We start from the raw sequence: 12,913 nt of genomic DNA on the forward strand, positions 1-12,913 counted from the left end.
GGTTTCGCAAGCCTGATTACGGACATAATTCTTCCCGTCGTGCTGGTGCCGGTCGGCACCGACGACGAGGCGCTGGACGCGTGCCTGGGTGCATTGGATGCGGCCACACCTGCAGGCACGCGGGTGTGGCTGGCCGACGATGCGCAGGCCGGCCCGCGCGGGCGCGCGGTGATCGAACACTGGCTGGCACGCACGCAGCTGCAGGCGCATCACACCCGGCGCCAGCGCATGCTCGGCGAGGTGGCGCATTTGGACGAAATGCTCGCTGCCTGTGGCGACGCTGACGTGGTGGTGCTGGGGATGGATGCCTGCCCATTGCCTGGCTGGCTGCGTCAACTCACCGCGTGTTTTGCACGCGATGCGGCGATTGCCACGGCCACGCCCTGGAGCAATGTGGGCGAAGCCTGCAGCTGGCCGAGACTGGGCGAACTCAACCCACTGCCGGACGCGCTGGAGCGGCTGGCCGCTGCCTGTGCGGCCATGCCGCCGCTGCATCCGGAGCTGCCATCGGCGGTCGGGCATGCAGTGTTGTTGCGTGGTGCTGCACGGCGCAAGGCCGGCGGGCTGGATGCCAGCAGTTACGGCTCCTGGTATGCCGCGCTGGTGGATTTGAGCCTGCGCATGGGCGGGCTGGGATGGCGCAACGTGTTGTGCGACACCGCCTTCGTCGCCTCCCCACACGAAGGCCGCCCGGCCGATGGCGACATGGATGCCCTGGCCACACGCTGGCCGGCCTGGCACGCACGGCTGGCCAACTTTCTGATGCACGACCCGCTGCGTGCGCAACGCGACCAACTGACCCGACTGCTCGCAGATCTGCCACCGCCGGACCCACAACGCATGCTGTTCGACGCGTAGTGCCGCTGCCAAATTGGCATGCTCATCGCTAGGGGGGCGCAGCCGGTATTCGGGCGGCATGTACCACGCGGACAGTGCGGTTGCTTGAGCGCTGTGCCCTGCAAGCTGACGACGGCTCGCTGTGCGGTGAGTGCAGGGGCTTTGTCGGCCGTCTTTGGTGGAGGCCGTCATGAGTCCAGGTCAAACGCCGAGTGGTCGAGTGCGCGGTGCCCTCGCCGCTCGTGGGACACGCCGTGAATCCGTCCGTGGAGGCGCGGTGGCGGCATCCATGCCGCCACACGGTCCTGCAAGCGGCGAGGACACCGCACCAGAGAGTTTCCTGGCTGCTTTGTTAAAAGCCATGCACCGTCCAACTCGACTGGTCCTTGCCCGCCCACCGTGGCGGGACACGCTGCACGTACGTCCTTGTAAGCGCTTACGCAGCATCCATGCCGCGTAAGGTCCCGCGATGGTGGGCGGGCAAGGACCCTGCAGCCAGGCCGCAGATCAGCCTGCAATGGACTGGCGTGACGTAGTTTGTTAGCCCCTCAAGACCCTGAGCGCGTCGGCGCATCGGTGCGCACCACCACGTCCAGTGCGTCGTGACGCCAGGACTCGATATCCAGTTCCACCGCGCGGCCGTCTTCGGCGAAGCTGATCCGCTGCAGGCGGAAACACGGCGTGCCGGTGGTGGACTGCAGCAGCAGCGCCTGCGTGGCGTCCAGGCCGGCCGGATGCATCGAGACCTGCGCGCGGCTCAGGAACGGTCCCAGCTTCTGGTTGAACACGCTCGACAGCGAGCCGGCCAGGTCGTGTCCGAGCAGGCCCGGTGCCCACGCCGCCAGCACCACATTGGTTTCCAGCAGCACGGCGCGGCGGTCGATCCAGCGCCGGCGTTGCAGGACGAAGACGTCTTCATATGGTGTGTCCAGGCGCAATGCGGCCGCAAACGCGGCGCCTGCAGGCTGGCGGGTTGCGCTCAACAGCTCGGTGCGTGGCTTGCGTCCTTGTGCGGCTACGTACTGCATGAAGCCAGCGATGCTGGTCGGGTCGTAGCGCACGCGTGGCGCGCTGACGAACCAGCCACGGCGGTTCTCGCGGTAGATGCGGCCTTCGGCTTCAAGATGCTGCAAGGCTTCGCGCAAGGTGATGCGGGTGCAGCCGAAGCGCTCGGCAAGTGCGCGTTCCACCGGCAGGCGCTGGTCCGGGCCCCATTCGCCGGCTGCGATCTGCGCAGCGATGATGTCGGTGATGGCGTGCTGGCGCGAGGCGGTCATGCGGCGCACCGCCGGTCGAAGATGCGGAACATGGGCAAGGCAATGAGATGAAGAGCGCGCATGCCGGGATGGTAAAGAAGAACGCGCTTGCAAAGCACGCATATCTCAGCGTGCAGTGGTTGGGTTCCGGGTCTGGGTTTTCCAACTGCGCCAGCCGTAGACCGCCAATGCGACGAAGCCGGCGTAGAGCAGGGCGGTGGGATACAGCGCCTTGCTGACGAACACGCCGACATACACGCAGTCGAGCACGATCCACAGCACCCAGTTGGCGATGCGCTTGCGCGCAGCCCACACGCTGGCCACCAGGCTGAAGCTGGCCAGCGCCGCATCCAGCCAGGGCAGTGCGGCGTCGGTACGGTGATGCATGTAGGCACCCAGCGCCGCCGCGAAGGCGGCCCCGATGGAGAGCGAAAGCCACAGTTCGCGCTGCGGCATCGGCAACGGGCGAATGCGCGTGTCCATGGTGCTGCCGCGTTGCCACTGCCACCACCCATAGAGTTGGGTAAGCACATACACGCCTTGCAGCAGCATGTCCGAGTACAGCTTCCATTGGTAGAACAGCCATGCATACAGCGCCACCGCCACGATGCCCACCGGCCAGCACCAACGGATGCGCCGCGCGGTCAGCCATACACCCAGCAGGTTGATCACAACGGCGATGGATTCGAGTAAGGACATGCAGGCCTGATGGACGATGGATCGCGGTGGAAGGGCGCGGCTTTTCGACGCGTGCGTTTGCAGCCAGTGAGCGGTGGTGGAGTCAGCCGCATGTTGCTGGCGACTCACCGCCGCTGCACGCCGGGCAGATTCCCTCGTCTGCGGAAGGACACGGTCGACAACGATGGGGGGAGCGGTGCGGTCTTAGAAATCCACCTGCACGGTCAGGCGTGCAGTGCGCGGCGCACCCGGAAACAGATAGGCATCGCCCTGGTATTCGCCCGAATCGCGCCAGTAGCGTTTGTCGAACACGTTGTCCACGTTCAACCGCCAGGTGGTCGCCAGGCCGCCCAGTGCAGTGGCGTAGCGCGCACCCAGGTTGGCCACGGTGTATGCCGGCACGCTGGCATTGCCAAGCCGGTCGGCGAACTTGCGTCCGCTGTATTGAATGCCAGCCAGCACCGCCAAGCCATCGACGCCGGGCACGCTGTGGTCGGCCTGTACGCTGGCCCGCAGCTTGGGAACGTTGATGGCCTGATGGCCTTCGTAGTCGGCAATGTCGGTGTCTTCGGCGCGCGCGCGGATGGCCGCGACGCTGGCGAACAGGCGCAGTTGCTCGGTTGCCGCCCCATCGGCAGACAGCTCCAGCCCGCGGTTGTGCAGGCGTCCTTGCTGCACGAACAGCAGGCCACCGTCGGCCTGCGGCTGGGTGAATTGATAGGCCTGGCGGATGTCGAACAGCGCCGCGCCCAGGCGCAGGCCCTCCAGCTCGACCTTGGCACCGGTTTCCAGCTGGTAGGCATTGGTCGGCGGCAGGATTTCATCGGCGTTGTCGGCAAACCACGGCGCCGTGCCACCGGCGGCAAGGCTCTTGGCGTAGCTGGCATGAAGCGACACGTGTTGCTGCGGCTTGAACAGCAGTGCGGCCTGCGGCAAGACCGCGTCTTTGAGGGTGCGTCGCTCCAGCAGGCCGTCGCGGTCGAAGGCGCGCTCGTCCAGACGCACGGCGCGTGCGCCCAGCGACAATTCCCACTGGGCGCCCAGGCCGATGCGGTCGGCCAGCACCAACGCGCGTTGACGGCTATCCAGGCGGCGCTGCTTGGGGTCCAGCGCCACATCGGTCTGTGCAAACACGTCCGGATCGCGATCGATGCTGCCGCTGCCGACGAATTCGTTGACCGAACCAAAGCGGTCGATGGTGCGGCGTAGCCAGTCGCCGCCGATGCTCAGGTGATGCTCCAGCGCGCCGGTGACCAGGTGGCCTTCGAGGGTGGCGCGCAGTTGATCGTGCACGCGGGTGTCGTCCGGGCTGCGATAGTCGTAGACGTCGTACTCGCCCTGCGCGCTGAAGAAGTTGGGCGTGGCGATGTCGGCACAGCTTGCCGCGCCGTAGCAGCCCCAGGCGAACGCGGAGAAATCGTTGATTGCCGAACGGCTGCGCGCCGCCTCGGCCGTGGCGCGCCACTCGTCGTTGAACTGATACGCATAGCGCAGCTGCGCGTTGAGCGAGTCCATTTCCACCGGCCGCGCCCACGGCTGGTAACCGAGCAGGCGATGCACATCGATGTCGCGCGGCACCTGCGTGCCGCCGAGTAATTGGTAGCCCGGGACCGAGCGCTGTTGCCGATGCTGATATTCCACATCCAGCTGTAGCAGCGCTTGCGGGGTGAGTTTCCAGTCGCCGGCCAGCGACAGGAAATTGCGGTAGCCATCGGCGTGATCGACATAGCTGTTGATGTCTTCGCGCGCGGCGTTCACTCGCAGGCCGAGCGTGCGCTCGGCGCCGAACCAGTCGCCCAGGTCGGCGGCGACATAGCGCGAGCCCTGCTCGTCGGTGCCCAGGGTCACGCTGCGCACGTGCTCCGGGCGTTTGGTGCGGTAGTCGATCAACCCGGCCGGTTCGTTGACGCCCGATTGCAGCCCGGCCAGGCCCTTGAGGAGTTGCACTTGCTGCTTGTTTTCCAGCGCAATCGACTGCTCGCCCACCGCGCTCAGGCCGTTGATGCGGTAGCTGTTGGCGGCATTGAGCGAATAGCCGCGCACCACGAAGTTCTCGTAATAGCCGATCGGCGCATACGCATCGCCGGCGGAGGCATCGGCGCGCAGCACTTCGCTGAGCACGCGCGCCTGGCGATCGAGCAATTGCTGGCGCTCGATCACCGCGATGGAGGCCGGTGCATCGAGCAGACGCGTCGCGCCGAAGCCGGTGAGCGCCGTGCTGCTCTCGCTGCGCTCGCCCAGCACGTTGACCGTGTCCAGCTGCACCGCCGACGCGCCGGGTTGCTGTTGTTGCGCCAACACAGGCGTGGCCAGGCCCAGTGCCAGGGCGAGCGTCAGCGGGCGACGGGGAAGTGCAACTAGCGACAGACGGGACATGCACGGAACTCGCAAGAGGGAGAGGAAAGCAACGGTGGTGCCGCTCATTGCAGCAGCGCTGCGCGCGCATGCAGATGCGCAAGCAGCGCTTGACCATCGGCACTGGCAAACCAGTCCGCGTGGCCGAGCAGATAGCGGTGATAGGCGATATCCACGTTGTCGGGCGAATGCGTGATGGCGGCGAAGTACTCGATCTCGCTCAAGGCGAAATCGGCATGCACGATCGGCAACAGCGCGGCCAGGCAGCGCAGCTGTGTGGCGCTCAGCGGGCGATGCAGCGCATAGCCATCCAGCAAGGCATCGAGTTGTTGCAGCTGCGCCTGCGCACGCGCGCCGGCGTCCAGCTGCAACCACGGAATCAGATTGCGTTCGATGGCGGTTGCCAGATCGAACAAGGCGCTGCAGCGATCGCTCAACCCGAAATCGAAGATTGCGCTGACCTCGGTGGCGCCGTGGTCGGTCTCCCACAACAGATTGGAGGCATGCCAGTCGCCATGCGTCCATAGCGGCGGCATCGCATGCGGCGCAGACAGCAATGGCCAGGCACGCGCGTGCCAGGGCAACAAGTGGGTGGCTAGATCGTGCTGCCAGGGGACGTCTTTGAACGCTGCGGCCAGATGCGGCCGCGCGGGCAACGCGCGCTGCAGTGCCTGCACCGGGTCTTGCTGCGCGAAGAGCCGCAGATTGGCGACCAGGACATTGGTGGAGCGCGGCGGTGCGTCGAAGCCCTGCGCGGCGTGATGCAGTCGCGCGAGTGCAGCCCCTGCGGCCTGCGCATGCGCAACGTCGCTGAATGGCGTCCACGACAATGCATCGCGATACAGGTCGCGCCCGGCGCCGACGCGTTGCACCTCGTAGACCCATTGGTCCTGTGCGAGTGCGGTTTGGCCGTCGGCCGCATACAGCACCTCCACCACCGGCGCACCGGCCCAGCGCAGATGCGCCATGAAGCGATGTTCCTCGCGCAAGGCGGCGACATTGCGCACGCTGCAGTGGTGGCGCTTGACGATCACCGCGCCCGACGCGGTCTGCACGCAGGCAGCAGCGGAGAATGGACGCGCGCTGTGCCAACGCACGCCTTCGTCAGCACCAAGCCCGGAGAACCGCTGCAGCACGTGGCGGATTTCATCCACGGTCAGTGCCGGCCAGTCGGGTAGGGCCAGCTCCAGGCTCATGCCGTGCACTTGATGGGTTGCGCTCATGACCGCGCACTCCGCAACCCGGCCGGAGGAAAATTAAGTGGTATAGACCAACTGTGTGAGGCCGATCCAACAGGTCCGGCAAAGCCGGCCGCAATACGGACGGCGCTGCCGGGCCGTCGGTGTCGCGCTGGCGCCATCAGGCGGTCGCGCGGCATGGAGTGGAAGGGCAGCGCGAAACCGAAAGGTCGCTGGCCGTCATCTCAAGGATCAAGTGTGGGAGTGCCGCAGGCGGCGCCGAGGCAAGCCGCGTGGCGGCCGTCGGCCGCGCAGTATGCCGCGTGCCGCCGCCGGCCGCCATGCCGGCCCGCCGCTGCGATGGCGTTGTGCGGTCCTGGCACCGGATAATGTCCGGATGACTCCCCTCCAGATCGCCGCCGTCGTCGTCACCTATCAGAGCAGCAGCACCATCGATGCCTGCCTGTCGCGGCTGCGGGCGGCCGACGGCATCAGCGAGATCCGGGTGATCGACAATGCATCTAGCGACGACACCCTGGACGTGGTGCAGCGGCATGCGCTGGCCGATGCGCGGGTGCACTTCATCGCCAACCCGGACAACCCGGGCTTTGCCACCGCCTGCAACCAGGGCGCGCGCAACTCGCAGGCGCCCTGGCTGGTCTTCATCAATCCAGATCTGATGGTGGAAGCCGACACCCTGGTGCAGTTGTGCGCGCGCGCCGCCGGGCATGCCGCAGTGCTGCTGGGAGTGGAGCAGGTGGACGAGCAGGGCCGGCCGGATGCGGCCGTGCGTCGCCGCGACCCGGATTTTGCCGCGATGCTGCGCGCCCCGCGTGCCGCTGCCCAGTTGGCGGTGCCCGCCGATCCGTCAGTTGCCCTGCAGCCGGTGGATGCGATCTCCGGCGCCTTGATGCTGATGCAGCGCAGCCTGTTTGATCGCCTGGACGGCTGGGACGGCCATTACCGCCTGCACGCCGAGGATCTGGACCTGTGCCGGCGCGCCCGCCAGGCCGGCGCGCTGGTCGCGGTGGCCAACGACCTACAAGTGGTGCATGTGCGCGGCGTGTCCAGCCGCACGCGACCGTTCTTCGTCGAATGGCATAAACACCGCGGGTTGTGGCGGTATTTCCGCAAGTTCGAAGCCGGCCAGCGCGGGCCGCTGACCCGGTTCGGGGTGTGGCTGGCGATCTGGACGCACGCTGCCGCTCAGGTGCCAAGATTGTTACGTCAGAAATGACGTTGCGGGCGTTAAATTAGTGATAAATCCGTGATGGGGAACCGGACGAAACTGTGATACGTTTCGCCGCGAAGTGTGATCTAGCGCCTGCTTCCTGTCCCTAACGGGTCCCCCACCAGGAATCGTACAAATGTCTTTACAGAACGACCCGCGCTCGCGGGTACGTCAGTCGTGCCTTACCTCCGTGCAGTCCAGCCCGGTTGCTACATCGGCTACCCCGTCCCGCGACGCCCGCCGCATGCCGGTAGCTGCGGTGTCTGCGCTCGCCCTGAGCTGCGCGCTGGCTGCATTGCCGGGCAGCGCCATCGCCGGTGCCTGGACCCGGCCGCAGGGCGACACGTTGGTGATCGTCAAGGCGTTGCATGGCGATGGCACCGGCTGGTTCGACGACAGTCACCACCGTGGCGATTTCGCCAACAACGGACGCAGCCGTCAGGACCAGCTCAACGTGTATGTCGAGCATGGTCTGAGCGACAACCTGAGCGTGATCGGCAATTTCTATTTCACCGAAGTCGGCTTCAATAACGATGAGCCGGTCAATGGTGCACCGGGCCGTGCCCGTCGCAGCACGACCGGGTTTGCCGATCAGGAAATCGGTCTGCGCTACGCGCTGCCCAGTGCTCCGGACGACGTCTGGCGCAGTTCGGTGCAGGCCTTGGTCAGCATCCCGGCGTATGGCCGCAGCAAGACCTACCACCCAAACAATCCTGGGCGCGACCCGGCACTCGGTCTTGGCGATTACGGACTGGAGCTGCGTTACAGCCGCGGCCGTGGTTACACGCTGGGCGGGCGCAACGGCTACGTCGATCTGGGTGGTGCGGTGCGCCTGCGCGGCAGTGCGGCCTCCGACGAAGTGCGGGTAGACGCGTCCAGCGGTCTGAGCCTGACCCCGAGCTGGTTGCTGCTCGGCGAAGTCAACGTGATCCAGGGGTTGGGTAACGGGCGTAACGACGCGTTTGTCGTCGGCACGACCCCTGGCGATTCCGGCTTTGTCGCCACCGGCACCAACTACGACCTGACCAAGCTGCAGCTGTCCACCTTGTACACCGCGCCGGGCGGCAGCCAGTGGCAGGTGGGGTACCAGCAGCCGGTGATGGGCCGCAATACCGGTGCCGCGGGTGGGCCGTTCGTGGCCGCCTGGTGGCGTTTCTAAGGACGCCACGACAATGACGGTCACCTGCGAGACGGACGCGCTGGGACGGGCGCCGGACATCAGCCGCGAACGCGGTCTGTTGGGTCGCGCCCTGGTCACGGCAGGCGTCATCACCGACGAACAGCTGCGCTCGGCATTGGCGCTGCAACAACGCTGGAACTCGCGCCTGGGCGATGTGATCCTGGCTCAGCGCGGCGTGCCGGCGCAGCGCTTCTACGCCATCGTTGCCGCGCATTTCGGGCTGGAGTTCATCGATCTGGTGCAACAGCCGCCGGATGCCGAGCTGCTCACCGCCACTGATCTCGATAGCTATGCGCAGCGGCTGCTGTTGCCGTGGCGTCGGGAGAACGGCGTGCTGGTGCTGGCAGTGGCCGACCCCGACCCGGCGGTGTTCGCCTGGGCGCGCGCGCATTACGGCGAGAATGTGCGCTTTGTCGGCACCGCCAAGTTCGACGTCATCTGGAGCCTGCAGCGCTATGCCGACGAGCAGCTCACCGACAACGCGTTGAATCTGCTTGCGGCGCATGCGCCGACCTATTCGGCGCGCCAGGTGGTCACGCGCGGGCAGAAGTACACGCTGTGGGCGATCGCCGCGTTGCTGGTGATCGCGATGGTGCTGTTCCCGGTGCCTGCGTTGATCACCGTCAACGTGCTGGTGGCGCTCGGCTTTCTGGCGACGTTCGGCCTGAAGCTGTTGCTGGTGTGGTTCGGCTCGCGCCACCGCATCGACATCAAGGTCACCGAAGACGAAGTGGCTGCGCTGCGCGACGACGACCTGCCGGTCTACACCGTGCTGGTGCCGATGTACAAAGAACCGGAAGTGTTGCCGATCCTGGCCAACGCGCTGCGCAAGCTGGATTACCCGATCAGCAAGCTCGACGTAAAGCTGGTGCTGGAAGCCGACGACTTCGACACCATCGAGGCAGCCAAGAAACTCGGCCTGGAAGCGTTCTTCGAAATCATCCGGGTGCCGCCGTCGCAACCCAAGACCAAGCCCAAGGCCTGCAACTACGCACTGCATTTTGCGCGCGGCGAACTGCTCACTATCTACGACGCCGAAGACAAGCCCGAGCCGGACCAGCTCAAGCGTGTGGTGGCCGCGTTCCGCAAAGCGGAAAAAGACGTGGTGTGCATCCAGGCGCGGTTGAACTACTACAACGCCGACGAAAACTGGCTGACGCGGATGTTTACGCTGGAGTACACGCTCTGGTTCGACTTCTACCTGCCGGCACTGGAATACCTGCGCATCCCGATCCCGCTGGGTGGCACGTCCAATCACTTTCGTCTGGATGTGTTGCGCCAGGTGCGCGCGTGGGACCCGTACAACGTCACCGAAGACGCCGACCTGGGCGTGCGGCTGATCCAGAACGGCTACCGCGTCAACGTGGTCAATTCCACCACGTTCGAAGAAGCCAACGTCAGCATTCCCAACTGGATCCGGCAGCGCTCGCGCTGGCTCAAGGGCTACATGCAGACCTGGCTGGTGCATATGCGCGACCCGGTGCATCTGTACCGCAGCACCGGCTTCAAGGGCTTCTGGGGCTTTCAGTTCTTTATCGGTGGCGGATTTTTCACCGCGCTGGGCGTACCGGTGCTGTGGGCGCTGTATGCGGTGTGGATGCTCACTGGCACCAGCATGTTCGAACGTTTCTTTCCGCCGTGGCTGGCGGCGGTGTCGCTGGTCAATCTGCTGCTGGCCAATGCGTTCTTCATCTACATCACGCTGGTTGCCGCGTTCAAACGCGACTACTTCAAGCTGGCGCCGTACGCGCTGACGGTGCCGTTTTACTGGGCGTTGCAATCGATCGCCGCCTACAAGGGTCTCTGGCAGCTGATCCACAATCCGTTCTATTGGGAGAAGACCACGCATGGCATCAGCAAGCATTCGGAAAACGAACGCCGCGCCGCACTCGAAGAGTGAGCCGGTAGCGCGTCGTGACAGCGGCTTGCCGGCGTTTCTGGTGGCTGTGGTGGCGCTGTCGCTGATGAGCCAGCCTTTGTTGGTGCAGTCGATGGGCGGTGCCGCGCCGGCCAGTGCGCCCGGTATCGGCGTGCCGGCCAGCGGGCTGCTGGCATGGGCGGTGGATCTGGCGTTGCACCGGTGGGATCTGCCGTTTCAGGTGTGGCCGTTCCTGGCGGTGGCTGCCAATGCGTTGTTTCTGTCCCTGCTGTGGCGCGACCTGGCGGGCGTGTTCGGGCGTGGCTGGGCCAGCGGGCTGACCCTGCTGGTGGGTTGCAACCCGCTGTTCCTGCTGCCGATCGCCGCTGGTGGCAGTCAGGCAGTGGGCCTGCTGGCGTTCTACGGCCTGTGCCGCACGCTGCGCCGCCTGCAGGCGCCTGTGGAGGCCTTCACCTACCTGCGTATCGCCGGATGGCTGTGCATCCTGTTGTGCCTGGACCTGCAGACGCTGGCGTTGTCGACGATGGTGGCGCCGTGGCTGCTGCTGGTGATGCCGCCGCAGATGCTGCGCAAGGCGCCGGGCTCGTTCTATCTGGTGTGCTACCTTCCGTTCGCGTTTCTGGTCGGCATGTGGGCCTACGTCAACCTGACCGTGTTCAATGCGCCGTGGCCGACCTTGTCGAGCATCGGGCAAGGGGCCAGTCCGCTGCCGTTACCGCTGGCCGCACAGGCCGAAGGCTGGTTGCCGGCGATGCGTTGGGGCGTGGCGGCGGTGGCCTGCTTCCCGGTGTTGGCGTTGGTGTTGCGTACGCGCAGCAGTGCGCTGGCACGTGGCGTGGTGGCCAGCGCCGGTACGGTGATCTGTGCAGCCGCGCTGTCGTTTGCGTTCGGCTGGGCGGGCTTTGATGCCTTGCTGCTGCTGTGGGTGCCGGCAGCGTTGTTGCTGCGCGCCTTGCGGGCCGACCAGCGTAGCCAGGCAGCAGGATTGCTGCTGCTTGGCCTGATCGGCGCAGCGTGGGTGCAACCGCAGGGCTGGGGCAGCTGGATGCGTGCAGCGCCTGCCGATACCCAGTCGTTGTTGCAGGGCGACGCGGTGGTCGTTGTCACACCGGCATCGCTGCCGGTCGCGGGTGTGGCGACTCCCGCCCCAGCTGCAGCGGTAACGCCGTTGGTCAATGCGGATGCTCCGATCAAGACGCACGTTGCCGCGCAGATGAGCGCCGCCGCCATGCCAAACGGCCCTGCAACCGCCACTGCGCTGCAGCCGGACGTGAGTCATGCAACGCTGCGCACCGACAAGTGCGTGCAAGGCGCGGCAACGTCGACCACCGAGGCGTCTGGCGCATGTTCAAGCGCGTTTTAAGCTTGGCAGCGTTGCTTGCCGTGTGCCTGCTGGCCAATGGATGCAATGCGGCCGCGCCGATGTGGATGGGTGCCAACGTCAAGGTCTCGGCCAATGCGCCGTGGGAAAGCGCTGCCGCCGCGCAGTCGCTGGATGCGCTGGCCGGCACCGGCGCGCGCAAGGCATTGCTGGTGGCCTTTGTCTGGCAGGCGAATCCGCAATCGAACGACCCGGTGCTGGGGAGCGACAGCAGCCTGGAGGCGATGCGCGCCGCCTTGCGGCAGAGCCATCGTTCCGGCCTGCAGCCGACGCTCAAGGTGCACGTGTGGGTGCCTGGTCATTGGGCTGGTGAGGTGGCGCCGGCCGACCAGACAGCCTGGTTTACCGCATATCAAAAGGCGCTGCTGCCGCTGGCACAGCTGGCCGAGGACGAACACGCCGAAGCGCTGGTGGTCGGCACCGAATTGCGCAAGCTGCAGGACGCGCCGCAATGGCCCGACCTGGTGGCAGCGGTGCGCAAGGTCTACCGCGGCAAGCTGCTGTACGTGGCCGATGGGATGGAACATGCAGAAACCTTCCGCTATTGGTCCTTGTTCGATGCGGTCGGCACCAGCCTGTATCCGCGTCTGTCCGACGCTTCCGACGCGCGCGCTGCCGAAATGAATGCCGCCGCGCAACGCCTGCAGGACCTCGGTCAGCGCGTGGGCAAGCCGGTGTGGGTGGCCGAGCTTGGCCTGCGCTCGGCGCGCGGCAGCCTGGCCGCGCCGTGGGAAAGCCCCGAACAGCGCAGCGCCGCTGTCGATACGCGGCTGCAATTGCAGGTGCTGCAGCAGTGGCGCACGGTGTTGCAGGCACATGGCATGGAAGGCATCGCGTTATGGTGCTGGTACACCGACCCCAAGGCCGGCGGGCCAGGCGACAGCGACTTCACCGTGCAGGGCAAGCCGGCGCAACAGGTGTTGTCAAAATAAGTCGTC

Annotated in this window: 10 protein-coding genes and 1 other RNA gene; 7 read left to right on the forward strand and 4 right to left on the reverse strand. The window is 66.1% G+C overall.

Translation table 11 applies throughout. The features are described 5' to 3' along the window. The first annotated feature begins 27 nt into the window (after positions 1–27). Entirely contained in the window at positions 28–858 is an 831-nt protein-coding gene (locus tag BJD12_RS16565) for a glycosyltransferase family 2 protein (protein WP_039424824.1), read from the forward strand. Positions 859–916: 58 nt separating this feature from the next. Next, positions 917–1,008, forward strand: a non-coding RNA gene (locus BJD12_RS16570) — sX9 sRNA. 377 nt (positions 1,009–1,385) lie between these two features. On the opposite strand, the gene BJD12_RS16580 is transcribed toward BJD12_RS16570, so the two are convergent. The 4 genes from BJD12_RS16580 to BJD12_RS16595 all read right to left on the reverse strand — a co-directional run bounded on the left by BJD12_RS16580 (position 1,386) and on the right by BJD12_RS16595 (position 6,349). Then, positions 1,386–2,114, reverse strand: coding sequence for a UTRA domain-containing protein (locus BJD12_RS16580; protein ID WP_005988789.1), 729 nt, complete (start codon positions 2,112–2,114; stop codon positions 1,386–1,388). A gap of 105 nt (positions 2,115–2,219) precedes the next feature. Next, positions 2,220–2,792 carry a nicotinamide riboside transporter PnuC gene (gene pnuC / locus BJD12_RS16585; protein ID WP_005988788.1) on the reverse strand — a complete coding sequence of 191 codons (573 nt, stop codon included), beginning with the start codon at positions 2,790–2,792 and terminating at the stop codon, positions 2,220–2,222. Positions 2,793–2,975: 183 nt separating this feature from the next. Then, on the reverse strand, positions 2,976–5,147 hold the full coding sequence (locus tag BJD12_RS16590) for a TonB-dependent receptor (protein ID WP_005988787.1): 2,172 nt from the start codon (positions 5,145–5,147) through the stop codon (positions 2,976–2,978). 44 nt (positions 5,148–5,191) lie between these two features. Then, positions 5,192–6,349 (reverse strand): phosphotransferase enzyme family protein, encoded by a 1,158-nt coding sequence (locus BJD12_RS16595; protein WP_005988786.1) that lies wholly within the window; start codon positions 6,347–6,349, stop codon positions 5,192–5,194. A gap of 352 nt (positions 6,350–6,701) precedes the next feature. Between BJD12_RS16595 and BJD12_RS16600 the strand changes: the two genes are divergently transcribed. The 5 genes from BJD12_RS16600 to BJD12_RS16620 all read left to right on the forward strand — a co-directional run bounded on the left by BJD12_RS16600 (position 6,702) and on the right by BJD12_RS16620 (position 12,907). Next, positions 6,702–7,541 carry a glycosyltransferase family 2 protein gene (locus tag BJD12_RS16600; RefSeq protein ID WP_039424833.1) on the forward strand — a complete coding sequence of 280 codons (840 nt, stop codon included), beginning with the start codon at positions 6,702–6,704 and terminating at the stop codon, positions 7,539–7,541. Positions 7,542–7,671: 130 nt separating this feature from the next. Continuing rightward, complete coding sequence (locus tag BJD12_RS16605; protein ID WP_161793275.1) at positions 7,672–8,694, forward strand: hypothetical protein; 1,023 nt, start codon at positions 7,672–7,674, stop codon at positions 8,692–8,694. 13 nt (positions 8,695–8,707) lie between these two features. Further along, entirely contained in the window at positions 8,708–10,615 is a 1,908-nt protein-coding gene (locus tag BJD12_RS16610) for a glycosyltransferase family 2 protein (protein ID WP_005988783.1), read from the forward strand. Positions 10,616–10,661: 46 nt separating this feature from the next. Further along, entirely contained in the window at positions 10,662–11,957 is a 1,296-nt protein-coding gene (locus BJD12_RS16615) for a hypothetical protein (RefSeq protein ID WP_039424827.1), read from the forward strand. Then, a complete protein-coding gene (locus BJD12_RS16620) occupies positions 11,939–12,907 on the forward strand; it encodes a glycoside hydrolase family 113 (RefSeq protein ID WP_039427927.1) in 969 nt (322 codons plus the stop codon). The genes BJD12_RS16615 and BJD12_RS16620 overlap by 19 nt, the downstream gene beginning before the upstream one ends. The last annotated feature ends 6 nt before the right edge of the window (positions 12,908–12,913 follow it).

The sequence above is a fragment of the Xanthomonas vesicatoria ATCC 35937 genome, from assembly GCF_001908725.1.
GTDB lineage: Bacteria > Pseudomonadota > Gammaproteobacteria > Xanthomonadales > Xanthomonadaceae > Xanthomonas > Xanthomonas vesicatoria.